Source organism: Nocardioides sp. SRI_004, assembly GCF_057586415.1.
Genome location: NZ_JBYCZV010000018.1, coordinates 20,306 through 41,771, shown reverse-complemented (window position 1 = coordinate 41,771; position 21,466 = coordinate 20,306). Strand labels below are relative to the sequence as shown.

Annotated in this window: 26 protein-coding genes; 13 read left to right on the top strand and 13 right to left on the bottom strand. The window is 72.9% G+C overall.

Features of this window, described 5'->3' with window-relative positions; all coding sequences use genetic code 11:
* The first annotated feature begins 4 nt into the window (after window positions 1-4).
* Together AC2YHB_RS21220 and AC2YHB_RS21215 are read left to right on the top strand one after the other, a co-directional pair.
* The gene (locus AC2YHB_RS21220) at window positions 5-382 is read left to right on the top strand and encodes a pyridoxamine 5'-phosphate oxidase (RefSeq protein WP_179650031.1); all 378 of its coding nucleotides are present in this window, start codon (window positions 5-7) and stop codon (window positions 380-382) included.
* The gene (locus AC2YHB_RS21215; protein WP_179650033.1) at window positions 379-1,110 is read left to right on the top strand and encodes a VOC family protein; all 732 of its coding nucleotides are present in this window, start codon (window positions 379-381) and stop codon (window positions 1,108-1,110) included. Before AC2YHB_RS21220 ends, AC2YHB_RS21215 begins: the two co-directional genes overlap by 4 nt.
* Here AC2YHB_RS21215 and AC2YHB_RS21210 read toward each other — a convergent pair.
* The 4 genes from AC2YHB_RS21210 to AC2YHB_RS21195 form a co-directional block, all read right to left on the bottom strand.
* Window positions 1,088-2,431, bottom strand: coding sequence for an ABC1 kinase family protein (locus AC2YHB_RS21210; RefSeq protein WP_179650035.1), 1,344 nt, complete (start codon window positions 2,429-2,431; stop codon window positions 1,088-1,090). The two genes, AC2YHB_RS21215 and AC2YHB_RS21210, sit on opposite strands and share 23 nt — an antisense overlap.
* A 41-nt stretch (window positions 2,432-2,472) precedes the next feature.
* Window positions 2,473-2,700, bottom strand: coding sequence for a YiaA/YiaB family inner membrane protein (locus tag AC2YHB_RS21205; RefSeq protein WP_036548537.1), 228 nt, complete (start codon window positions 2,698-2,700; stop codon window positions 2,473-2,475).
* Window positions 2,701-2,771: 71 nt separating this feature from the next.
* Window positions 2,772-3,416, bottom strand: a complete 645-nt coding sequence (msrA, locus tag AC2YHB_RS21200) for a peptide-methionine (S)-S-oxide reductase MsrA (protein WP_036548077.1) — start codon at window positions 3,414-3,416, stop codon at window positions 2,772-2,774.
* 43 nt (window positions 3,417-3,459) lie between these two features.
* Window positions 3,460-4,398 (bottom strand): DUF5995 family protein, encoded by a 939-nt coding sequence (locus tag AC2YHB_RS21195; RefSeq protein ID WP_487354575.1) that lies wholly within the window; start codon window positions 4,396-4,398, stop codon window positions 3,460-3,462.
* Window positions 4,399-4,452: 54 nt separating this feature from the next.
* On the opposite strand from AC2YHB_RS21195, the gene AC2YHB_RS21190 reads away from it, so the two are divergent.
* The gene (locus AC2YHB_RS21190; RefSeq protein WP_487354574.1) at window positions 4,453-5,646 is read left to right on the top strand and encodes a cystathionine gamma-synthase; all 1,194 of its coding nucleotides are present in this window, start codon (window positions 4,453-4,455) and stop codon (window positions 5,644-5,646) included.
* Between the two features lie 24 nt (window positions 5,647-5,670).
* Window positions 5,671-7,020, top strand: a complete 1,350-nt coding sequence (locus AC2YHB_RS21185; protein WP_487354573.1) for an AI-2E family transporter — start codon at window positions 5,671-5,673, stop codon at window positions 7,018-7,020.
* Here AC2YHB_RS21185 and greA read toward each other — a convergent pair.
* Together greA and AC2YHB_RS21175 are read right to left on the bottom strand one after the other, a co-directional pair.
* Entirely contained in the window at window positions 7,008-7,517 is a 510-nt protein-coding gene (gene greA, locus AC2YHB_RS21180; RefSeq protein ID WP_487354572.1) for a transcription elongation factor GreA, read from the bottom strand. The two genes, AC2YHB_RS21185 and greA, sit on opposite strands and share 13 nt — an antisense overlap.
* 79 nt (window positions 7,518-7,596) lie before the next feature.
* Window positions 7,597-8,007 (bottom strand): DUF4307 domain-containing protein, encoded by a 411-nt coding sequence (locus AC2YHB_RS21175; RefSeq protein ID WP_179650041.1) that lies wholly within the window; start codon window positions 8,005-8,007, stop codon window positions 7,597-7,599.
* A gap of 41 nt (window positions 8,008-8,048) precedes the next feature.
* Between AC2YHB_RS21175 and mca the strand changes: the two genes are divergently transcribed.
* Genes mca through AC2YHB_RS21160 form a run of 3 tightly spaced genes read left to right on the top strand, consistent with a single transcriptional unit; the run spans window position 8,049 to window position 9,889 of the window.
* Window positions 8,049-8,948: a mycothiol conjugate amidase Mca gene (gene mca / locus AC2YHB_RS21170; protein ID WP_051932503.1), complete on the top strand. Its 900-nt coding sequence runs from the start codon at window positions 8,049-8,051 to the stop codon at window positions 8,946-8,948.
* Window positions 8,949-8,973: 25 nt separating this feature from the next.
* Window positions 8,974-9,216, top strand: coding sequence for a hypothetical protein (locus AC2YHB_RS21165; RefSeq protein ID WP_179650045.1), 243 nt, complete (start codon window positions 8,974-8,976; stop codon window positions 9,214-9,216).
* 25 nt (window positions 9,217-9,241) lie between these two features.
* A complete protein-coding gene (locus AC2YHB_RS21160) occupies window positions 9,242-9,889 on the top strand; it encodes a LysE family translocator (protein ID WP_487354571.1) in 648 nt (215 codons plus the stop codon).
* Here AC2YHB_RS21160 and AC2YHB_RS21155 read toward each other — a convergent pair.
* Window positions 9,874-10,467, bottom strand: a complete 594-nt coding sequence (locus AC2YHB_RS21155) for a TetR/AcrR family transcriptional regulator (RefSeq protein WP_207009493.1) — start codon at window positions 10,465-10,467, stop codon at window positions 9,874-9,876. The two genes, AC2YHB_RS21160 and AC2YHB_RS21155, sit on opposite strands and share 16 nt — an antisense overlap.
* Window positions 10,467-11,426, bottom strand: a complete 960-nt coding sequence (locus AC2YHB_RS21150; RefSeq protein ID WP_487354570.1) for a GGDEF domain-containing protein — start codon at window positions 11,424-11,426, stop codon at window positions 10,467-10,469. The genes AC2YHB_RS21155 and AC2YHB_RS21150 overlap by 1 nt, the downstream gene beginning before the upstream one ends.
* Window positions 11,427-11,555: 129 nt before the next feature.
* On the opposite strand from AC2YHB_RS21150, the gene AC2YHB_RS21145 reads away from it, so the two are divergent.
* Window positions 11,556-12,812, top strand: coding sequence for an oxygenase MpaB family protein (locus tag AC2YHB_RS21145; RefSeq protein WP_487354569.1), 1,257 nt, complete (start codon window positions 11,556-11,558; stop codon window positions 12,810-12,812).
* A 63-nt stretch (window positions 12,813-12,875) separates the two neighbouring features.
* Window positions 12,876-13,259 carry an MmcQ/YjbR family DNA-binding protein gene (locus AC2YHB_RS21140; protein WP_487354568.1) on the top strand — a complete coding sequence of 128 codons (384 nt, stop codon included), beginning with the start codon at window positions 12,876-12,878 and terminating at the stop codon, window positions 13,257-13,259.
* A gap of 3 nt (window positions 13,260-13,262) precedes the next feature.
* On the opposite strand, the gene AC2YHB_RS21135 is transcribed toward AC2YHB_RS21140, so the two are convergent.
* Entirely contained in the window at window positions 13,263-14,051 is a 789-nt protein-coding gene (locus AC2YHB_RS21135; RefSeq protein ID WP_487354567.1) for a helix-turn-helix domain-containing protein, read from the bottom strand.
* An 86-nt stretch (window positions 14,052-14,137) separates the two neighbouring features.
* Here AC2YHB_RS21135 and AC2YHB_RS21130 point away from each other — a divergent pair, with 86 nt between their 5' ends.
* The 3 genes from AC2YHB_RS21130 (at window position 14,138) to AC2YHB_RS21120 (ending at window position 15,357) form a co-directional block, all read left to right on the top strand.
* Entirely contained in the window at window positions 14,138-14,293 is a 156-nt protein-coding gene (locus AC2YHB_RS21130) for a hypothetical protein (RefSeq protein ID WP_487354566.1), read from the top strand.
* A 78-nt stretch (window positions 14,294-14,371) separates the two neighbouring features.
* Window positions 14,372-14,566, top strand: coding sequence for a hypothetical protein (locus AC2YHB_RS21125; protein WP_487354565.1), 195 nt, complete (start codon window positions 14,372-14,374; stop codon window positions 14,564-14,566).
* Between the two features lie 20 nt (window positions 14,567-14,586).
* Complete coding sequence (locus tag AC2YHB_RS21120) at window positions 14,587-15,357, top strand: enoyl-CoA hydratase-related protein (protein WP_487354564.1); 771 nt, start codon at window positions 14,587-14,589, stop codon at window positions 15,355-15,357.
* 3 nt (window positions 15,358-15,360) lie between these two features.
* Here AC2YHB_RS21120 and AC2YHB_RS21115 read toward each other — a convergent pair whose 3' ends face one another.
* The 4 genes from AC2YHB_RS21115 to AC2YHB_RS21100 form a co-directional block, all read right to left on the bottom strand.
* On the bottom strand, window positions 15,361-16,245 hold the full coding sequence (locus tag AC2YHB_RS21115) for an alpha/beta hydrolase (RefSeq protein ID WP_207009502.1): 885 nt from the start codon (window positions 16,243-16,245) through the stop codon (window positions 15,361-15,363).
* Window positions 16,246-16,274: 29 nt separating this feature from the next.
* Entirely contained in the window at window positions 16,275-16,673 is a 399-nt protein-coding gene (locus AC2YHB_RS21110) for a hypothetical protein (protein ID WP_179650058.1), read from the bottom strand.
* Between the two features lie 100 nt (window positions 16,674-16,773).
* Window positions 16,774-18,495, bottom strand: coding sequence for an aldehyde dehydrogenase family protein (locus AC2YHB_RS21105; protein ID WP_487354563.1), 1,722 nt, complete (start codon window positions 18,493-18,495; stop codon window positions 16,774-16,776).
* A gap of 1 nt (window position 18,496) precedes the next feature.
* Entirely contained in the window at window positions 18,497-20,068 is a 1,572-nt protein-coding gene (locus tag AC2YHB_RS21100; protein ID WP_179650062.1) for a GMC family oxidoreductase, read from the bottom strand.
* Window positions 20,069-20,205: 137 nt separating this feature from the next.
* Here AC2YHB_RS21100 and AC2YHB_RS21095 point away from each other — a divergent pair, with 137 nt between their 5' ends.
* A complete protein-coding gene (locus AC2YHB_RS21095; protein WP_179650064.1) occupies window positions 20,206-21,462 on the top strand; it encodes a PucR family transcriptional regulator in 1,257 nt (418 codons plus the stop codon).
* The last annotated feature ends 4 nt before the right edge of the window (window positions 21,463-21,466 follow it).

Sequence of the window (21,466 nt, the reverse complement as noted above, 5' to 3'; positions counted from 1 at the left end):
CCACGTGAGCATCCCCGTTGACCCCGCCGAGCTGCACCGGGCCGTCGCCGACTTCGACAGCGGCTACCTGCTGACCACCTCCTCGCCGCAGGTGAAGGTGGTGACCGTCGACCCGGTCGCGGGCACGGACGGGACGCTCCGGATCACGGCACCGGGCAAGGGCACGCTGCGCAACCTCGAGGCCAACGACGCCGTCACGGTCGTGTTCCCGCCCCGGGAGCGGCACGGCTACACCCTGCTCGTCGACGGCGCGGCCTCGCTGGACGGTGAGGACGTGGTGGTCGCCGCGACCGCCGCCGTCCTGCACCGTCCGGCCGCGCACGCCGATGGTCCGGTGCCGCCGGACGGCTGCGGGCACGACTGCGCCCCGGTGGGCGGATGAGCCCCTTCTGGGTCACGGCCTTCCTCGACTCCGCACCCGACCACCACCAGCGCGGCGTGGGCTTCTGGCAGGCCGCGACGGGCTACGCGCTGTCGGCGCCCCGCGGCGCGCACGAGGAGTTCGCGACCCTGCTGCCGCCCGACGGTGACGCCTTCCTCCGGGTGCAGCGCCTGCACGAGGGAGCCGACCGCGTCCACCTCGACCTCCACGTGGGTGACCCGCGGCGCGCAGCGGACGCCGCCGTCGTCGCGGGCGCCGTGGAGATGGTCGACCGCGGGGACTACGTCGTGCTGGCCTCACCCGGCGGCCAGGTGTTCTGCTACGTCGACGGCCCGGCCGCCCAGCGGCCCGCGCCCACCGTGCACCCGGACGGATCGGCCGCGCGGGTGCGCCAGGTCGCGATCGACGTGCCCCGGGCGTCGTACGACGCGGAGCTGGCCTTCTGGCACGCGATCACCGGGTGGGCGGAGCATCCGTCGTCGGTGAGCGCCGACTTCCGGTTCCTCGTGCCGCCGGCCGGCCGGCCGCTGCAGCTGCTGCTCCAGCGGCTCGGCGAGGAGGCCGGCCCGGCACGCGCCCACCTCGACTGGGGCACGACCGACCGGGCCGCGGAGACCGAGCGGCACCTCGGCCTCGGGGCGCGGGTGCTGGCCGTCCACTCCCACTGGACGGTGCTGGCCGACCCGGTCGGCCGGACCTACTGCCTCACGGACGGCCCGCCGGGGTGAAGCCCGGGAGGAACTCCTCCATGATCGCGCGGAACGGCGCCTCGGCCTCGAGCTGGCTGAGCACACCCACGCCGCCCAGCCAGGTCCGGTGGATCAGCACGTACGACGGCGGCAGGTTCAGCTTGATGCTGACCGTGTAGGCCGGGTCCTTCGGGTTGTTGATCCGCTGGAACTGCTCGCGCATCCACTCCCGGCTGAACCGGAACCGCTCGACCAGCGTCGGGTCGACGAAGGGGGAGAGGTAGTCCATCAGCAGCTGCGGCTCGATCCGGATCCGGTCCTTGAGGAAGCCCTCCTCGCGCAGGCCCACGATCAGCGCGTCGCCGTCGCCGGCCGCGCACAGCGTGATCAGCCGGCCCATCGGCTCCGGCAGGCCGCGCTGGGGGAGGCGGGCGACGGCGCCGTAGTCGAGCACGCCGATCCGTCCCGGGCTGCCGTCCTCGTGGGGGATGACCCGGAAGTTGCCGGGGTGCGGGTCCGCGTGGAGCAGGCCGGTGCGGGCCGGGCCGGAGAACAGGAAGCGGGTGAAGATCTCTCCGTAGTGGTCGCGCTCCTCCTGCGTGCCGTCGGCGATGATCGACGCCAGCGAGCCGGCGGAGTCGAGCCACTCGGTGACGAGCACCCGCGGTCCGACGGCGACGACGTCGGGCACCTCGATGAACGGGTCGTCGCGGAAGGCCGCCGCGAACTCGCGCTGCGCGTCGGCCTCGAGGTCGTAGTCGAGCTCCTCGCGCGCCCGGGCCTGGACCTCCTCGACGAGCGGCTTCATGTCGACGCCCGGGATGAGCGGTCCGATCGCCCGCGCCGCGCGGGCCAGCGTCCGGAGATCGGCCATCAGGGCCTCGCCGGCGTTCGGGTACTGCACCTTCACCGCGACCCGGCGGCCGTCGTACCAGCGGCCCTCGTGGACCTGGCCGATCGACGCCGCGGCCGTGGGGGCGCCGTCGAGCCAGACCAGCCGCTCCTTCCAGTCCGCGCCGAGGTCCTCGGCGAGGATGGTGCGCACGGTCTGCGTGGGCATCGGGGGAGCGGAGTCCTGGAGTTTCGTGAGCTGCTCGCGGTACGGCGCCGCCATCTCCTCGGGGAGCGCGGACTCGAGCACGGACAGCGCCTGGCCGAACTTCATCGCGCCGCCCTTGAGCTCGCCGAGCGTACGGAACAGCTGCTCGGCCGTGCGCTGCTGGATGTCGCTCATGACCGCCTCGGCGGGCGCGCCGCCGAGGCGCCTGCCGAAGCCGACGGCGGTCCGGCCGGCGTACCCGAGGGGGAGCGCCGCGAGCCGCGCCGTGCGCGCGGCCGCCTTGCGGGGGAGGTCAGCCATGGGTCCATTGTCGCGGCTGGACCAACCCCGTGCAGCCGAGTTCACCGGTACGCGTCGACGCGGATCTCGTTGGCCCGCGCCTCCTGCTGGTCGCGCACGCACTTGGCGAGGGCGAAGGAGGAGTTCACGAGGAACAGGGCGCCGAGGCAGAGGAACGCGCGGATCCAGCCGTCGACCGGCAGGAAGTAGATCCCGCCGACCATGAAGAGCAGCGCGGCGGCGAAGGAGATCGCGGACTGGAGGTAGAAGGCATAGGTCGTCTTGGTCATGCCAGAAGGGTCGCGGCGCGAGGGGTGGTGGGGCTTGAGCCGGACTACTCACCTCGCATGGCCCGAGGTGGTCAGGCGGTCTCCGGGAACGGGATGCCCGTGTTGGCGTGGCAGCGGTAGCCGTGCGGCACCTTGTGGAGGTACTGCTGGTGGTGCGGCTCGGCGTAGTAGTAGGCGCCGGCCGGCTCGATCTCCGTGGTGATCTCGCCGTAGCCGCGGCGGGCGATCTCCTCGCCGTACACCTTGGTGAGCTCGCGGGCCGTGGCCTCCTGCTCGGGGCTGTGGAAGTAGATCGCGGAGCGGTACTGGGTCCCGATGTCGTTGCCCTGGCGCATGCCCTGCGTCGGGTCGTGGACCTCGAAGAACTGCTTGACCAGGTCGGCGTAGGAGACCTTGTCGGGGTCGAAGACGATGCGGACGGCCTCGGTGTGGCCGGTGCGTCCGCTGCAGACCTCCTCGTAGGTCGGGTTCGGGGTGGTGCCGCCGGCGTACCCGACCGACGTCGACCAGACGCCGGGGACCTGCCAGTAGATCTCCTCGGCGCCCCAGAAGCAGCCGAGGCCGAACTCCGCGACCTCGAGGCCGTCGGGGACGTCGTCGGTGACGAGCGGGGTGTGCAGGACCTCGTGCTGGGCGGGCAGCGCGAACGCGGGGGTGGTGCGGCCGGGCAGCGCCTCGGCGGGGTCGACCATCTCGGTCTTGCGACGGGAGAACATGCCTCCATTGTCTCCTCGCGCGCAAGGGGCCCGGAGGAACGGCTCAGCCGGCCCCGTGCGTGGCGCACCACGCGTCGCGCTTCGCCGGCTTCGCGACGAAGAAGGTGCGGATCAGCTGGGCCTGGAGCGCGGAGTAGACCTCGATCTCCTTCTCGACCAGGGCCCGGGCGGCGGGTGTGCGCGCGAGGACCAGCGCCTCGGCGTGCCGCCACACCATTTCCCGCCAGCCGCGCATGATCACCCCGGCGACGGCCTCCTCGGCGGTGCCGGCGTCGATGTCGTCGAAGGTCGGGTCGAAGCGGGCCGCCTCCTCGGCGAACACGGGGGCGTAGAGGCTGTCGAGGCGGTTGTTGTAGCGGTTGTGGTCGGCCTTGTGGCTGCCGTCGGGCCCGGTCAGCCCGACGGTGGCCAGCACGTGCGGGAAGTCGCTGTTGATGTGGGCGTTCATCGCGAGCAGGAAGTTGCCCAGGCCGCTCATCGCCCGGTCGTCCTCGGCCTTGAGCGCGATCTGCCAGGCCCGCGGGATGCCGGTGCGCTGGCCGGCCTCCCAGCGGCTGGTGGTGTCGAAGTACATCTCGGCGAAGACTGCGTCGACACGGTTGAGCCAGGCCCGGTCCTCGAAGTAGCCGGAGCGGACGGCGTCGCGCACGTTCTCGGTGACCCGCAGGTAGGCCAGCGAGAAGACCGCGCTGTGCGAGCACTCCTCGACCAGGCGGTCGAGGCGGTGCTCCATGCGCGCCACGACGTCGTCGATGCACGCGTCGGCGCCGCTGGCGCACACCTCACCCGTGTACGGCGTCGCGGGGATCGGGAAGGGCGCGAGGAGTGCCACCACGGCGTCGATCGGCGGGAGCAGCAGGCCGCGCAGCGGGTCCGGGTCGCCGCCGTCGTCCGCGCGGGCGGGGGCTGCCGGCAGGGCCAGCGCGGTGGCGGCGAGGACCGCACAGGCGGCGGCGGCGAGGACGCGGCGGAAGCGGGGCACGTTCCAGAAACGAGCGGCCGCTCGTATTGTCACGGGGGTCGGTAGGCTCGACTGGTGAGCGCCAATGAAACGACTCGGCACATCGACGAGCACCTCGACGGGGCGGGCTTCGAGACCCGGGCCATCCACGCCGGCTACCGCCCCGACCCGACCACCGGCGCGGTGATCCCGCCCATCTACGCCACCTCCACCTACGCCCAGGACGGCGTCGGCGGGCTGCGCAACGGCTACGAGTACAGCCGGTCGGCCAACCCGACGCGCACCGCCCTGGAGTCCACGCTGGCCGCCCTCGAGGGCGGTGCGCACGGCTTCGCCTTCGCCTCCGGGCTCGCGGCCGAGGACACGCTGGTCCGGGCGCTGTGCCGTCCCGGCGACCACGTCGTCCTGCCCAACGACGCCTACGGCGGCACCTTCCGCCTCTTCGACAAGGTCGCCACGAACTGGGGCCTCGCGCACAGCCCGGCGCCGGTGACCGACCCCGAGGCGGTCCGGGCGGCCATCCGGCCGGGGGAGACCAAGCTCGTGTGGCTGGAGACCCCCACGAACCCGATGCTCTCCATCGGCGACATCGCCGCCCTCGCCGCCGTCGCCCATGAGGCCGGCGCACGGCTCGTCGTCGACAACACCTTCGCGTCGTCGTACCTCCAGCAGCCGCTGGCGCTGGGCGCCGACATCGTCGTCCACTCGACCACCAAGTACGCCGGCGGCCACTCCGACGTCGTCGGGGGAGCGCTCGTCGTCGACGACGCCGACCTGGCCGAGACGATCGGCTACCACCAGAACGCCATCGGCGCCGTCGCCGGCCCGTTCGACTCGTGGCTGGTGCTCCGCGGGCTCAAGACCCTGGCGCTGCGCATGGAGCGGCACAGCGACAACGCGGAGCGGATCGTCGAGTTCCTCAGCGGCCACCCCTCGGTCAGCGAGGTGATCTACCCCGGACTGGCCGACCACCCCGGCCACGCCGTGGCGTCGCGCCAGATGAAGAGGTACGGCGGCATGGTGTCCTTCCGCGTGAAGGGCGGCGAGGAGCAGGCGCTCGCCATCTGCGCGGCGACGTCGGTCTTCACCCTCGGCGAGTCGCTCGGCGGTGTCGAGTCGCTGATCGAGCACCCGGGCCGGATGACGCACGCGAGCGTCGCCGGCACCGACCTCGAGGTGCCGGCCGACCTGGTCCGGCTGAGCGTCGGCATCGAGACGTCGGAGGACCAGGTCGCCGACCTGGAGCGGGCGCTCGGCTCCACGACCTGAGGCCGACCGTCTAGGGTCGATCGTGTGACCAGCGACGGCCCCACCGAGCCCGAGGACCCGACCACCGCCGCCGCGGAGGAGCGCGCCGTCCAGGAGGCGGAGGAGGACGAGCCGCCGCTCGGTCCCGACGAGGGGGATCGCGAGGAGCGGCTCTTCCGCCGGTTCGCCCACCAGTGGGCGCTGCTGCGGGAGGAGCGCGAGGGGCGGCGGCACGAGCTGCCGACCTTCGCGACCGGGCCGTCCAACCTGCGCCGGGCGGAGGTCCCCTACGGCCTCGACCTGGCCGCGGGCTGGGCGTGGCGGATCCTGCTCATCGCGGGCGCGGCGTACCTGCTCATGTGGCTGGTGGGCTTCTTCGCGGTGGTGACCGTGCCGATCGCGGTGGCGCTGCTGATCAGCGCGCTGGCGGCGCCCTTCGTGCAGCTGCTGACGCGCCTGGGCATGCCGCGCGGCCTGTCCGCGCTGCTCATCGTCATCCTGGGCTTCGCCGTGGTCGGGGCGCTGCTGAGCTTCGCGGGCAACCAGGTCGCCGACGGGGCCAAGGACCTCGCCGACGGGGCGGTCGAGGGACTCCAGGAGATCCGCGACTGGCTCCAGGACGGCCCGCTGCACGCCAGCGACTCACAGATCAACGACTGGATCGGGAGTGTCCAGGACATGATCACCGAGCGGTCGCAGGACGGTGAGGTGATCAGCCAGGTCGGCGAGGTCGGCTCGGCCCTGGGCCACGTGCTCGCCGGCTTCTTCATCTCTCTCTTCGCGACCTACTTCTTCCTCGCCGACGGCGAGCGGATCTGGTCGTGGATGGTGCGCCTCGCGCCGCGGGTGGCGCGCGAGCGGGTCGACAGCTCGGGCCGGGTCGCCTGGGTCTCGCTGGTCCAGTTCGTGCGCGCGACGGTCGTCGTGGCGCTGGTCGACGCCATCGGCATCGCCGTCGGTGCGGCGATCCTCGACGTGCCCTTCGTGCTCGCGATCGGCGTGCTGGTCTTCCTCGGCGCCTTCGTGCCGATGATCGGTGCCACCATCGCCGGCAGCGTCGCGATCCTCGTCGCGCTCGTCGACCAGGGCCCGCTGACCGCGCTGCTGATGCTGGCCGTGGTGGTCGGCGTGCAGCAGCTCGAGGGCCACATCCTCCAGCCGTTCCTGCTCGGCCGCTGGGTGTCGGTGCACCCGCTGGGCGTGATCGTGGCGATCGCCTGCGGCGTGCTCGTCGCCGGCATCGCAGGCGCGCTGGTCGCCGTACCCCTGGCCGCGGCGGCGAACGCCGTCGTGCTGCACCTGGCCGAGCTGGCCGATGCGGCCGGGGAAGCGACCGAGCCGCCCGCCCCCGGGGGGACGGACGGCTCGGGAGGCCTGGAGGCTCAGCCCACGTAGGGCTTGGCGTCCAGGATGATCACGGTCTGCTGCTTGCCGTTGACCTCGTAGGACACCGTCTCGCCCTTGCTGCGGCCGTTGATGGCCTGGCCCAGCGGCGACTGGGGGGAGTAGACGGTGAGGCCCTCGGGCTCGATCTCGCGCGCGCCGAGGAGGAAGCTCTCCGCCTCGTCGTCGTCATCGCCCTCGAACTTGTAGGTGACGACCATGCCCGGCTCGACGACGCCGTCGTCGGGCGGGGTCTCGCCGATCTCGGCGCGGCGGAGCATGTCCTCCATCTGGAGGATCTTGGCCTCGTTCTTGCCCTGCTCCTCGCGGGCGGCGTGGTAGCCGCCGTTCTCCTTGAGGTCGCCCTCGTCGCGGGCAGCACTGATCTCCGCGACGATCTCGGCGCGGCGGGGGCCCTTGAGGTACTCCAGCTCCGCCTTGAGCTTGTCGTAGGCGTCCTGGGTCAGCCAGACGGTGTTCGCGCCACCGGACTGGTCGGTCTGAGACATGAATGAAACTCCTGTGCTGCTCGTCGCATACCCCTGCGGGTACATGAACGATCGAGTCTACCGGTTGAACGGGGATCGCTCAGCGATAGCGGGGTTGTCCCGGTGCCTTGCAGCCCAGCCACTCGACGGTCGTGGCGCGGCGCTCGGTGCGGACCTCGACCTCGTAGACCGGCCCGTCGGCGGGGTCGGGGGAGAAGGTCTTCTCGCCCACGATCGCCTTGTCGTGCGAGATCGCCCGCAGCGCGCACTCGGGGTCGTCGATGTCGTCGTCGATCTCGATCCGGACCTCGATCGTCGCCGTGTGGTCGTCGACGACCTCGTGGCCGATCTCCTCCGAGGCGATCTCCGGGTTGGAGTGGAAGAGCATCGCCCAGACCAGCCAGCCGAGGAAGCCGAGCGCCACGACGCCCGCCAGGACGAGCACCGTGAGCCGCCGCCCGGCCGACGGGGCGCCGTACCGCTGGGCGAGGGAATCGTCGGTCGTGCTCACCGGTTCATGGTCCCACGATGACTTTTTCTACGATGGGCGGCATGCCCACCTCGCACGCGCCCTCCGTCGACCGCTCCGGCCTGCGGCTGATGCACGTCCACGCCCACCCCGACGACGAGTCGAGCAAGGGCGCCGCGTCGACGGCGCGGTACGTCGCCGAGGGCGCCGACGTGCAGGTGGTGACCTGCACCGGGGGTGAGCGCGGCTCGATCCTCAACCCGAAGATGGACCGCCCGGAGATCCTCGAGAACATCACCGAGGTGCGCCGCCAGGAGATGGAGCGGGCCCGCGACATCCTCGGCGTGACCCAGGAGTGGCTCGGCTTCGTCGACTCCGGCTGGCCCGACGGCGACCCCAAGCCGCCGCTGCCGGAGGGCTGCTTCGGCCTGGTCCCGCTGGAGGAGGCGACCGAGCGCCTGGTCCGGCTGGTGCGCGCGTTCCGCCCCCACGTGATGACGACGTACGACGAGCGCGGCGGCTACCCGCACCCCGACCACATCCGCTGCCACGAGGTCAGCGTCGCGGCCTTCGAGGCGGCCGGCGACCCGGACCGCTTCCCCGACGCCGGCGAGCCGTGGCAGCCGCAGAAGCTCTACTACCACCACTCCTTCAACCGGCCCCGGATGCAGGCGCTGCACGACGCGATGGTCGAGCACGGCCTGGAGTCGCCGTGGGAGGAGCGCCTGAAGGAGTGGAAGCCGGAGCCCGAGTGGGACGCGCGGATCACGACCCGCGTCCCGTGCGCGGAGTACTTCGGCGTCCGTGACCAGGCGCTGCTCGCGCACGCCACCCAGATCGACCCCGACGGCTTCTGGTTCGCGGTGCCGCGCGAGCTGCAGGCAGAGGTGTGGCCGACCGAGGACTACGAGCTGGTGACCAGCCACGTGGAGTCCGTCGTACCGGAGGACGACCTGTTCGCGGGGGTCACCCCTGACGCCTGAGCGGGCGTCCTGAGACACTGGGCCTATGCACGCCCTCGCCGCCACCGTCGTCAACACGCTCGTCCGCGCCGAGGACAAGGCGCCCGAGGACAAGGACGTCGTCGCGGGCTGGACGGCGTTCTGGATCTTCATCGGCCTGATCGTGGCGGTCGTGGTGATCGGCATCGCCCTGACCCGCAGCCTGCGCACCGCGCAGAAGGCCAAGGACGCCGGCGTGTACGGCGACGGCACGTCCGCCGACGCCACCGACGCCGACCGGACCGAGTGATCGGCGTGGTGATCGGCGTGGCCCGGTGATCGGCATCGACCAGCTGCTCGGCTTCGGCCTCGCGGCGCTCGTCGTCATCGTCATCCCGGGCCCGAGCGTCGTCTTCGTCGTCGGCCGGGCCGTGTCCTACGGCCAGCGGGTCGCGCTCGCCAGCGTCCTGGGCAACACCGCCGGGCTGTTCCTCGTGATGGGCCTGGTCTGCCTCGGGCTCGGCGCGGTCGTCGCCGAGTCGCAGCTCGTCTTCAACGCCATCAAGCTCGCCGGCGCGGCCTTCCTCGTCTGGCTGGGCGTCCAGGCCTTCCGGCACCGCCGCGAGATGCGGTTCGGGGCCACCGGCGAGCGGGCCCCGGTGGAGGGCTGGCGGGCCTTCCGCCAGGGCTTCGTGGTCGGGGTGAGCAACCCGAAGGGCTTCCTGATGTTCGCGGCCATCCTGCCGCCGTTCGTCGACCGGTCCGCCGGTGCGCCCGCCGTCCCCGCGCAGATGTTCACGCTGGGCTGTGTGGCGATCCTGCTCGGCCTGCTCTGCGACTCGACCTGGGCCTTCGCCGCGGGTCGGGCGCGCGACTGGTTCGTCGCGTCGGAGCGGCGCGGGAGCGTGCTCGGCGCCATCGGCGGTACGTCGATGATCGGGCTGGGCGTCGGGATGGCGCTCACCGGTCACGCCGAGAGGTAGCCCCCGACCAGCGCGACCATCTCGTCGAGCAGGGTGTCGCGGCTGACCGCCGGGGGCTGGTCGAGCACCCACCGCAGGGCGAGGTTCTCGATCGCGAGGACGACCACCCACGCGGCGACGGCCGCCGAGGGGCGCTGGGAGCTCTCGGGCCGCGCGGCGAGGTAGGTCGTGACCAGCTCGCGGACCCGCCGCTCGAGCGCGGCGCGGCGGTCCCGGTTGCGGCCGATCGGCAGCTCCTCCGCCACGACCCGCAGCACGACGGGGTCGGCCTCGAGGGCGCTGACCAGCGCGTCGGCGGTCGCCCGCACCATGCCTGGGCCGAACTCCCCGATCCGGTCGCCCAGCGACGCGGCCACCTGCTCGGCGACCTCCGCCCAGTAGCGGTCGATCACCACGTCGAGGATCGCGGCCTTGTCGGGGAAGTACTGGTAGAGCGAGCCCGGGCTGACGCCGGCGGCGGTGGCGACCCGGTTGGTGCTGAACGCGTCGTAGCCGTGCCTGACGAGCACCTCGCGGCCGGCCGCGACGATCCGCTCGACCATCTCGCGCGAACGGGCCTGCTGGGGAGCCTTGCGCATCAGGCGGAGCGGGCTCGCAGGTGGCGCCGCTTGACGTCGTACATGCTCGCGTCGGCCTGCAGGAGGGCGTCCGGCAGCAGGTCGATGTCGGTGAGGGCGGCCGTGCCGATGCTGGCCCGGCGCCCGATGGCCTGCTCGAGGCGCGACTGGAGCTCGTCGGGCGCGAGGTCGGGGGAGAAGACGGCGAACTCGTCGCCACCGATGCGGGCGACCACGTCGGTGTCGCGCACGCTGGACTGCAGCGCCGTCGCGACCTTGCGCAGCAGGCGGTCGCCCGCCTCGTGCCCGTCGGAGTCGTTGACGACCTTGAGCCCGTCGAGGTCGACGAAGGCGACGGCACCGGCGCCGGTGCTCTCGGCCCAGCGGTGCCGGGCGAGCTCGAAGAAGCCGCGGCGGTTGCGCAGCCCGGTCAGGTCGTCGGTGACGGCCAGGTGGTGGGTGGCCTCGCGCAGCGCGACGGCGCTCGCGAGCTGGGCGTGGACCTGGACCTTGTCGAGCGCGACGGACGTGGCGTTGGCGAGGCCCTGCAGCAGCGAGATCTCGGCCTCGGTCGGCGTGTGCGGCTCGGCCCAGTAGGTGCCGATCGCGGCGATCGGGTCGAGCGCGCGGACCGGGACCATCAGCATGCTGGTCACGAAGGTCGGGCGGTAGGCCTCGTGCGGGACCCGCTCGTCGGCGTAGATGTCGGGGATCGCCACGTGGGTGCGCTCGAGCATCGCGACCCCGCTGATGCAGGCCTCGAGCGGGAACCGGTGACCCTTCCACAGCGGCGCGATCGCGTCCTCGTCGGCGTAGTAGCACTGGTCGCCGTCGCGCAGGACGAAGGTCGCGCCGTCGCAGGCGCCGAGGTCGCGGGCAGCGGTGCGGACGACCTCCTGCACCTCCTGCAGCGAGCCGGCCATCGACAGCTGCTGGACCGCGACGAGCAGCCGCTCCAGTCCTGACGTCACGTCGCCCATGCCCTTCTCCTCCCAGATCCGACGGCCCCATCATCACACCCAGCCGGGGGCGTGGCGTCGGGGATCCTCATGCGGACGGCCAAATTTCGCGACTTGAATGCGAGCGATGACTCGCGTCACGATGTTGGCATGACCGCAGACCTCGCCGCCACCCCCGGCACGCCGACCGAACCGTCGTACCCGACCCGCTTCCGGGCAGGCGGCGACCGCAACCGGCGCCTGGGCCGCCCGCTGAAGGTCGTCGGCCGGGTCAAGGGCGTCGACGAGGCCCTGCTGGACCGGATCGGACGCGGCATGTACGAGCGCGACGAGCTGGGCGCCCGGCTCGCGGACGCGATCCGGTTGCGAGCAGGCACTCCCGGCAGGGTCGAGATGGGCCAGTTCCGCGCCGCGCTCGCCCACGGGATCGACGCGGTGCCGGACGCCCCGCCGGCGCTGCGCGCGTTCTTCGAGGAGGTGCAGGCCGAGCCGGCCTGGCTGGACCGTGCCCTGGTCGAGGAGGGCGCCCGGGTGTTCCGCCGGCTGGGCCAGAACGCGCAGGACGTGCTGCTGCAGCTCTCGCTCGTCGGCGGCTACCGGTTCGGCGGCCCCACCGACCTGCTGGTCGCGACCGGCGGCCTGACCGGCGGCCAGACGCTGCGCCGGCTCGCCGAGACGCAGAAGTGGGGCGCCGCGCTGGCCGACCCGGAGGCCCTGCTGCCGGTCCAGGGCGAGGGCTGGCGGCTGACCGTGCACGTGCGGCTGATGCACGCCCTGGTCAACCACGCCTTCGAGGACCAGTGGGACACCGCGACGTGGGGCCTGCCGATCAACCAGGCCGACCAGGCCTCGACGCTGGGCCTGTTCGACGGAGTGCTGATCATCGGCTCGCGCGCGCTGGGCGTGCCGGTGTCGGGCCGGGAGTCGCGGGCGCTGATGCACCTGTGGAAGTACGTCGGCTGGCTGATGGGCGTGCACGAGGACTTCCTCGTCGACGACGAGTGGGAGCGGCACCGCATCGACTACCACGTGCTGCTCGCGCAGGGCCCGATGACCGAGGCCGGTCCCGCGCTCGCGCAGGCCGTCGTCGACGCGCAGGCCGAGCGGCACTACCCGGGCTGGCCAGCTGCGCTGCAGGGGGTGCGGGCGCGCTACGAGCGCGAGCGGCTGCTCTCGATGCTCACCGTCTTCCTCGGTCCGGAGAGCATGCGCGACTTCGGGCTGCCGATGCGGCCGCCGTGGGCGCACGCCTACCTGGTCGGCCTGAACACGCTGCGCTACCGGGTGCTGCGGCACCTGCCCGGCGGCAAGGACCGGCTGTGGCGGTGGGGTGGCCGGCGGGCGCAGTGGCTGCTGGACAGCTACTTCCAGGGGGATGCCGAGGACGTGGGGAAGCTCAGGGCGTGAGCTGCTGACCGTCGAGCCGGATCGCGCGCGATGGTTGTCGGCAGGCTGTGGGAGATTGCTGCCGTGCCGCGCCCGACCCGTCCCGACGTCCCCGGGGAGTACCTCGCCCGCCTGCGGGCGATCTTCGGTCGCCTGCCGGAGTGCCTCGAGGAGGAGGCGTGGGTCGGGGTCCGCTGGCGCGTCGGGGGTACGACGACGACCGTCGCCCACGTCTTCGGTGGCGAGGACCAGCTCTTCCGGATCACCTTCCGCGCCGAGCCCGACGAGGTGATGGCCTTCCAGCACCTGGGTGCGCCCTACTTCCGCTCCGACTGGGGCGCCAACGTCGTCGGCATGCTCATCGACGGCGACACCGACTGGGAGGAGCTCGGCGAGCTGCTCACCGACTCGTTCTGCCTGCAGGCGCCGCAGCGGCTGGTCGACCTCGTGGACCGGCCGAGCGCCTGAGCGTCACCGCCGCTCGAGCGCGATCCGGGTGGCGTCGTCCGCGGGGAAGAGCAGCTCGGCACGCAGCGACGCGAGGGTGACGCTGTGCGGAGTGCCGAAGCTCGTGAACATGCTGAGGAAGGCGAGCTCGCCCACGCGCGTGGCGTAGCGGGTCACGAGGGTGGGCGGGTAGCGGACCGGTGCGGAGGCCGGTGCCTCGACGAGGGAGGCGAGCAGGTCGACGCGCTCGCGGAGAGCCGGCTCGGTCAGTGCCTCGTCGCGCAGCTGGTCCAGCAGGGCAGCCGCCACGTCGGGCAGGTTGACGACGGCGGCGCCGAGCGGGCCGAGCGCGAGGTCCAGCAGGTTGACGGTGGGACCGGCGCCCGTGCCGTCGCACCCGGGCAGCTCGACGTCGGCGCCGACCACGTCCAGCAGCCATGCCGTGCCGGCGTTGGAGGCCACCACGTCCCAGCGGGAGTCGATCACGAGGGCCGGCCACGGCTCGTGGTTCGCGAGCAGGCGCGCGAGGGCGGCGCGGGCGTCGGCCAGGAGGCCGTCGTCGAGCCCGCTCTCGTCGAAGGCCGGGGCGTGGCCGCCCAGCTGCAGGGCGTGGTTGCGCAGCACCAGGGGCACGTCCAGCGCACTCAGCCACCGGAGCAGCAGGTCGCGCCCGGGCCGGGCACGGCCGAGCTCGACGAAGGACAGGTGGCGCTGGCTGACACCGAGCTCGAGCGACAGGTCCCACTGGCTGATCCGGCGGCGGGACCGGGCCTCGCGCAGCAACCCGGGGAGGTCGGACTCGGTCGACGTCACCACCGGATCGAAGCGCACGTCCGGCGCACGCACAACTACCTCGCAGGTAGTTGAGGTGACGACGTCGGCGGACCACCGTTGACGGCATGGAACCCACCGACCTCGTCGCCGCCGCGGCGGCCGTGCTCGCCGTCTGCTCCTATGCCGTCATCGCCCGCTCGTCGCCCGGCGGCCCCGGTCCCTGGTGGATCCCCGCCGTGCCCCTCGTGGTCTTCGTCGCTTGGACCGCCCACAGCATCTAGCAGGACGGTCCGTTCGGCTTCTGGCGCGAGCACGTCGGTGCGCCCTGGGAGACGCAGATCTGGCTCGACCTGTTGATCATGGCGGGGATCGCCTGGTGGCTCGCCCAGCCCCGGCTGCGGCGGCTCGGGGCACCGCGCACCCCGTGGTTGCTCCTCATCGTGGCCACGGGGTCGGTCGGCGCCCTGTCGATGGTGCTGTGGATCCGCCACCGGGAGGCCGCCCTCGAGCGGCAGGCGTCGGCGCCCGTCGCCGAGCCCGTGCTGCCGCGCTGAGCCCCACTACGCTCGGTCGGGTGAGCGAGCCCACCGACGAGATCGCCGTCCGCACCATCCGCCACGAGCGGACCCTGATCATCGGCCTCGACCGCCCGGCGAAGCGCAACGCGATCAACGGCGCGGTGACCCGCGGCCTCGACGAGGCGCTCAACCTGCTCGAGGACGACGACGAGCTGTGGTGCGGCGTCCTCGCCGGCGGCCCCGCCGTGTTCTCCGCCGGTGCCGACCTGGCCGAGGGCGCGGGGGAGCCGACCGAGCGCGGCGGGATCGCCGGGATCATGTCGCGCGTGCGGCCCAAGCCGCTCATCGCCGCGGTCGAGGGGCTCGCGCTGGGCGGAGGCTTCGAGCTGGTGCTCTGCTGCGACCTGGTCGTCGCGTCCCGTACGGCGGCCTTCGGCTTCCCCGAGGTCAAGCGCGGCCTGCTGCCCGACTTCGGCGGGGTCTTCCGCGCCCCACGGGTGCTGCCCGCCAACATCGCCCGCGAGATGCTGCTGACCGGCGAGCCGATCGACGCCGAGCGAGCCGAGCGACTCGGCTTCGTCAACCGGCTGGTCGAGCCGGGGATGGCGCTGGACGTGGCGCTCGGGCTGGCGGCGACGATCTGCACCAACGCACCCCTGGCGGTGCGGGAGTCGCTGGCCCTCGCGCAGGCGGAGATCAACGGCGACGAGACGGCCGACTGGACCGCGAGCCACGCCGCGATCGACCGGCTGCTGGCGACGGCCGACCTGGCGGAGGGGTTGAACGCGTTCTTCGAGCGGCGGGACCCGGTCTGGCGCGGGCGCTAGCCGTCAGGCGAGCGCCCCGCCCAGCCACCCACCCAGCTGTCGTACGACGTCCGTCGCCTCGCGGACCATCCCGGCGAAGAGGTGGGTCACGTGCCAGTGCCCGTCGAGCAGCTCGTAGGTGACCTCGACGCCGGCCGAGCGCGCGGCGGCGACCAGGCGTTCCACGTCGTCACGGATCATCTCGTCGCTGGCGGCGTGCACGAAGAGCGGCGGCAGGCCGGTCAGGTCGGCCTTCAGGGGTGACACCTCGGGGAGGTCCACCCGTCCGCCGGCGTACGACGAAGCGCCCAGCTCGAGCCAGCCGCGACCCAGCAGCGGGTCGTCCACCGAGGGGTCCAGTCCGGTCAGGGAGAGGTCGACCCACGGGGAGATCAGACCGAGCGCGGCCGGCAGGGGTACGCCGACCGACCGCAGCCGCAGCGCGAGGGCCAGGGTCAGGCCGCCACCGGCGGAGTCGCCGGCCACGACGATGCGGTCGGCCGAGTAGCCGCTCTCCAGGAGTGCCCGGTAGGCGGCGAGGGCGTCGTCCACCGCGGCCGGGTGGGGGTGCTCGGGGGCGAGCCGGTAGTCGAGGACGTGGGTGACCGCGCGGGCCGCGTCGGCGAGGTGGGCGGCCACGGCGCGGTGGGTCGTGGGGGAGCCGACGAGGTAGGCGCCGCCGTGGAGGTAGAGCAGGGCGCGGTCGGGCAGGCTCGCGGGCGTCGTGATCCGCTCCGTCGGCACGCCCCCGAGGTGGGTGGCCTCGCGGCGGGTGCCCTTCGGGAGCACGGAGACGCGCATCAGCGCGTTGATGACCTGGCGCTGGCGCACCGGGGTGAGGCGGGTGCCGAGCACCGGCTTCACGACGCGGCGGACGAGCAGGCGGGCAGCAGGCAGGGGCACGTGCACGGGCTTCATCCAAGCACCAGGCCGGCGGGTCAGGACCGCGCGGCCGGGCGCGCGAACGCCAGGCCGGCCAGCCAGCCGACGACGACCGCCGTCACGACGGTGAGCCCGATCTGGCCGGGGTTGCGGCCTTGCTCGAACGGCAGGATCAGCGGCAGCACCAGCGCGTAGGCGATCAGCGCGGCGACCGCGCCGTGCAGGCCCGGGTTGCCGGCGTTCCGGCTGTGCCGGGCCGCCACCGCGAACGCGACGACCGCGACGAGGGCGAGCCAGCCGGCCGCCACCGCCGTCGAGAGCAACGTCCAGAAGGGCGCCACCAGGCCACCGAGGATCAGGATGCTGAAGCCGGTCGAGGCCCCGCGGACCGCGCCGGGGACGTCGATCCGGCCGACGCCGGCCGCCACGGGACGGCTCGCGGTGGTGGCTGCCATGGCGCCGACCCTAGGCCCGGACCGCCGCCGGGCGGCAGCGCGCCCGGTCACAAGGTCGGTCCGACTCTTTGGTCGTCGGCGACAACCGCGGGCAGCGGGCTCATCCGCGCAGGGCCGAGGCGAAGACTCCCGGCAGCTTGCGCCACCTCGGCGCGACCGAGAAGCGGACCAGTCGCTCGCCGGTCGTCGCTGCCGTCCGGTTGTGCACGAACCACGGCGGGACCGGCGTCAGCGCGAGGCTCCCCGTCGCCCACGACCGCGGGAAGGGGCGGAACGGCCCGCGCACCACCGTCCGCTCGGGCCGGGCCAGCAGCAGCCCGTTGTGGACGACACCGTGCCCGGACTGGATGTCGTCGGGCGTGTGCCCGGGGAAGGCGCCCCACGTGGCGAAGGGCGACAGGTAGCCGACGCCCGTCCACGCGTTGACCGCGATGGTGCCGTAGCGCAGGCCGGCGAGCAGCTGCTCGAACGCCGCCGCGCCGATCGCCTTCTGCTCGCGCGGGTGGATCAGGATGTTGGCGCCGAGGGTGCCGCGCAGCCGGTCGTTCGAGAAGTCGATCGCGCGCTGCAAGAAGTCCGCGCCGGTGCCGGACAGCTCGGTCACGCCGAGGACCGGACCGAAGTACTCCATCGAGTACGACGGCTCGTCCACTGTCGGGTCGAGGGCCGGCAGCAGGGTCCGCTCCGGCGTGCCGCCGAGCGCCTCCGACGGCGTCGCGCCGTTGCGGGCAGCGTCGATGCGGGCGGGCGTGCCCGGGTACCACGCCGGCCGGGCAGGTGCGCTCGCCAGCGCCCGGCGCACGGCTGCGAGGAAGGCGTCCTTCTGCTTCCAGTCCGCACTCACCACGAGCACCTGGCCCGCGACGCAGTTGGAGCCGGAGTTGTGCAGCCGCATGGTGGCGACGTGCCGCGCCTGGAACTCGAGGTCCCGCCTCGACCACCTCCCCGGTACGACGACGATCGGCGCGACACCGCCCAGCTCGCTGGTGATCGGCTTGCGCAGCCGCGGCGTACCGGCGGCCTTGTTGGCGGCACCCTCCGCGCCCGGGCCCCAGACGATCGCGTCGTGGGTGGCCTCCGAGCCGGTCATGTGCACCGCGTCGACGTCCGGGTGGGCGATGACGGCGGCGCCGAGCTCGAGGTCGCTGGTGAAGACCTGCACGACGCCGAGGTCGATGAACGGCTTGAAGATCGCCTCGAACACCGGCAGCAGCGGGTCGGTCACCGGGTTGAGCTTGAGCGCGACGGAGCGGTTGTCGGCGTACAGGACGTAGAGCGCGTCGAGCGGGGCGATCGAGGTGATGTTGCCCGCGCCGAGCACGACGCACGTCCCGCGGACCGCCTCGGGCTCGCGCAGTCCGAGGCCGGCGCTCGCCCGCACCTCGTCGGCCGTGACGCCCGGCTCGCACCACACCTCGGCGGAGAAGCCGGAGAGCAGCAGGCGGTCCCACACGGAGTGGGGGAGCACCTCGACGGCCACCCGGCCGCCCGGCACCGACCTGATCTCGAAGCCCTCGGTCGGGGACTGCCCGGCCTCGAGCCTCACGATCGACTGGACGAGGTGGCCGGCGTAGTAGAGCGTCGCCCAGGGGCCCGAGGTCCACTCCTCGCCGACATTGGGCGAGGCCGGGTCGAGGCCCTTGATCTCCGCGGCGATCCGCACCCACTCGCTCGCGTTCTGCTCGACGAGGACGGCGAACTGCTGCAACAGCTCGCGCCGCTTCGCCAGGCTCACGCCGGACCAGGCCTTCGCGCCGGCCTGGGCCGCGGCGGCGATCTGGTCGGCGCGCTGGGAGATGGTCCCGGTGGTCGTGCCGGTCATCTCAGGCTCCGCTCGTGAGGAGGTCGGCGGCCTTCTCGCCGATCAGCATGGTGGGGGCGTGGGTGTTGCCGTGGGTCACCCGCGGCATCGCGGACGCGTCGACGACCCGCAGGCCGTCGACCCCGCGGACCCGCAGGCTCGCGTCGAGGACGCCCTCGCCCTCGGCGCCCATCCGGGCGGTGCAGCTGGGGTGGTAGGTGTGCTCGACGCCGACCCGGACCGCCTCCTCGAGCTCCTTGCGCGTGCCGTACTTCCTGCCCGGGTGGATCTCGTGGTTGGCGCGCAGGTCCTTCGCGGCCATCACCTCGCGGGCGCGCTCGATGCCGTCGAGCATCGAGGTCATGTCGTCGGGGTGCTCGAAGTAGTTGTTGCGGACCAGCGGCTTGCGCTCGGGGTCGGCGGACGCGAGCCGAACCCAGCCCTCGGACCGCGCGCCGACCATCGACAGGCCGATGGCGATCGCCTGGCCGTCGTACGTCGCGGCGCCGTGCTGCCAGAAGTACACCGGGGCGCCGATCATCTGCATCTGCGGCGCGTCGTCGGCCACGCTCGTGTGGAAGAAGGCGCCCGCCTCGCCGATGTTCGAGGTGAGCATGCCCTTGCGGCCGAGGAGGTACTTCACCAGCTGGGCGGGCTTCTCCGCGAACGCGAGGTTGTCCCGGTCGGCCGTGTCCCAGTTGACCAGGTACATCGGGTGGTCCATCAGGTGCGCACCCACGTGCGGGTTGTCCACGACGGCGGTGATGCCGTGCTCGGCCAGGTGGTCCGCCGGCCCGATGCCCGAGAGCATCAGCAGGTGCGGGGTGTTGTAGGCACCGGCGCTGAGCACCACCTCCCGCTTCGCGCGGAAGGTCTGCAGCTCGCCGCCGACCCGCGCGACGACGCCGGTGGCCCGCCCGTGCTCGATCACGACGCGGTGCACGAGCGCGTTCGGGGTGATGGTGAGGTTGGGCCGCCTGCGGTGCGGGGCCAGGTAGCCGTCGTACGTCGTCCAGCGCTGGCCGCGCCGCGTGAAGCGCTGGTACATGGAGGCGCCCTCCTGCTGGGCGCCGTTGAAGTCGTCGGTGCGGCCGATGCCGGCCTGCGCCATCGCCTCGACCAGCCGGCGCGACCCCTCGCGCGGGTCGGGGGCGTCCTCGACGTACTGCGGGCCCGAGGCGCCGTGGAACTCGCTGGCGCCGCGGCTGTTGGTCTCCATCCGGCGGAACAGGGGGAGGACCTCGTCGTACGACCAGCCGTCGGCGCCGGCCTTCGCCCAGCCGTCGTAGTCGGCACGGTTGCCGCGGATGTAGATCATCGCGTTCATGCCGCTCGTGCCGCCGAGCATCCTGCCGCGCGGCTGGTAGATCCGGCGGCCACCCAGGTGGGGCTCGGGCTCGGACTCGTAGTCCCAGTCGATCTTCGTGTGGAAGGTCTTGGCGAAGGCCGCCGGGATCTGGACGTTCAGGTTCGGCCGGCTCCGGCCGCCCGCCTCGAGCACGAGCACGGACGTGCCCGGGTCCTCGCTGAGCCGTCCCGCGAGCACCGCGCCCCCCGAGCCGCTGCCCACGACGATGTAGTCGAACTCCCGCATGGTCTTCCTTCCGTCGGTCTGCCTCCATGCTCGGTCGTGGCAGCACCCCAGCGCTTGTGACGCACACCACTCCCAACGGGCTGAGTTGTGACAGACTCCAAGAACTGACCGCGTCGGCCGCCGTTGAATGACGCCACATGTTGAACACGACAATGGAGGCGCTCATGGCAGGGAGCGACACCAAGGGGGATCTGGCCCGCGCCTGGCTCCAGGAGTTCGTCGAGGCGGGGCTCCAGCCCAGTGCCGTCGACGAGTTCGTGCGGACGGTCGACGACGAGATCCTCGCCGCCATCCCGGTGCTCGCCGGCGACGCGAGCCTGGCCGAGGAGCTGCACGCGTCGACCCGCGAGCACTGGCGCAACTTCCTGGTCAGCCTCGGCGGCGAGCACCGGCTCGCGCTGCCCCCGGCGGCGGTCGCGCTGAGCCTCTCGATCGCGCGCCGCAACCACGACATCAGCGTCCTGCTCAAGGTCTACCGGGTCGCCAACAGGGTCGTCTTCCGGTACGTCGCCGAGCACACCACCGCGGACACGCTCCCGCCCAGCCTGCCCCGTGACGAGGCCCTGCTCGCGCTGTGGCTGCGGGCCGAGCGCTGGATCGACGAGTCCATCGAGCGCCTCGTCGAGCACTACACGCGCGAGCGCGCGAGCCTCGTCGAGGGAGCGCAGGCGCGACGCGCGGAGATGATCGAGGCCCTCGTCGCGGGCGCGGCCCCGTCTGCGGAGTCCGAACGGCTGCTCGGCCACCGCTTCGCCCTGTGGCAGACCGCCTTCGTCCTCTCGGCGCCGCCGCACGACGACGAGGGTGTGCCGCTCTTCGACCTGTCGCTGCGGGTCTGCCAGGAGCTCGGCCTGCCGCGTCCCCTGACGACGCTGGCTGGCAGCCGCGAGCTGTGGGGGTGGGTGGCGACGCCGGAGGAGCCACGGCTCGCGCTCGACGGCATCGAGGAGCTGCTCGCGAAGACGGGGATCCACCTCGCGCTGGGCGCGTCGGGGCAGGGACCCGGTGCCTTCCGGCTCAGCCACGTCCAGGCCGTCGCGGCCCAGCGGATCGGGCTGCGCGCACCCGCGCTGTGCCACCCGTACGCCGACGTCGAGCTGGTGAGCCTCGTCGGCGACGGCGAGCTGGCGCGCGAGATGGTGCGTCGTACCCTCGGGCCGCTGCTCACCGGCGCGAAGGGCGACGAGATGCTCCGCACCACCGTCCTCGCCTACCTGCGCTCCGGCCAGAGCTTCGACGCCGCCGCCGAGGGCCTGTTCGTGCACCCCAACACGGTGCGCTACCGCATCGCCCGTGCCGAGGACCAGCTCGGCCACCGCATCGCCCCGCACGCCGCGACGCTCGAGGTCTGCCTCGCCTGGCTCGACGTGTACGGCGACGCCGCGCTCTCGTAGGGCC

Bases quoted from the DNA above. Each gene is read 5' to 3' on its own strand.
- AC2YHB_RS21215 (WP_179650033.1), top strand. From the start codon at position 379: ATGAGCCCCTTCTGGGTCACGGCCTTCCTCGACTCCGCACCCGACCAC.
- AC2YHB_RS21210 (WP_179650035.1), bottom strand. From the start codon at position 2,431: ATGGCTGACCTCCCCCGCAAGGCGGCCGCGCGCACGGCGCGGCTCGCG.
- AC2YHB_RS21205 (WP_036548537.1), bottom strand. From the start codon at position 2,700: ATGACCAAGACGACCTATGCCTTCTACCTCCAGTCCGCGATCTCCTTC.
- msrA (WP_036548077.1), bottom strand. From the start codon at position 3,416: ATGTTCTCCCGTCGCAAGACCGAGATGGTCGACCCCGCCGAGGCGCTG.
- greA (WP_487354572.1), bottom strand. From the start codon at position 7,517: ATGTCTCAGACCGACCAGTCCGGTGGCGCGAACACCGTCTGGCTGACC.
- mca (WP_051932503.1), top strand. From the start codon at position 8,049: ATGCCCACCTCGCACGCGCCCTCCGTCGACCGCTCCGGCCTGCGGCTG.
- AC2YHB_RS21165 (WP_179650045.1), top strand. From the start codon at position 8,974: ATGCACGCCCTCGCCGCCACCGTCGTCAACACGCTCGTCCGCGCCGAG.
- AC2YHB_RS21155 (WP_207009493.1), bottom strand. From the start codon at position 10,467: ATGCGCAAGGCTCCCCAGCAGGCCCGTTCGCGCGAGATGGTCGAGCGG.
- AC2YHB_RS21150 (WP_487354570.1), bottom strand. From the start codon at position 11,426: ATGGGCGACGTGACGTCAGGACTGGAGCGGCTGCTCGTCGCGGTCCAG.
- AC2YHB_RS21145 (WP_487354569.1), top strand. From the start codon at position 11,556: ATGACCGCAGACCTCGCCGCCACCCCCGGCACGCCGACCGAACCGTCG.
- AC2YHB_RS21130 (WP_487354566.1), top strand. From the start codon at position 14,138: ATGGAACCCACCGACCTCGTCGCCGCCGCGGCGGCCGTGCTCGCCGTC.
- AC2YHB_RS21125 (WP_487354565.1), top strand. From the start codon at position 14,372: ATGGCGGGGATCGCCTGGTGGCTCGCCCAGCCCCGGCTGCGGCGGCTC.
- AC2YHB_RS21110 (WP_179650058.1), bottom strand. From the start codon at position 16,673: ATGGCAGCCACCACCGCGAGCCGTCCCGTGGCGGCCGGCGTCGGCCGG.
- AC2YHB_RS21105 (WP_487354563.1), bottom strand. From the start codon at position 18,495: ATGACCGGCACGACCACCGGGACCATCTCCCAGCGCGCCGACCAGATC.
- AC2YHB_RS21100 (WP_179650062.1), bottom strand. From the start codon at position 20,068: ATGCGGGAGTTCGACTACATCGTCGTGGGCAGCGGCTCGGGGGGCGCG.
- AC2YHB_RS21095 (WP_179650064.1), top strand. From the start codon at position 20,206: ATGTTGAACACGACAATGGAGGCGCTCATGGCAGGGAGCGACACCAAG.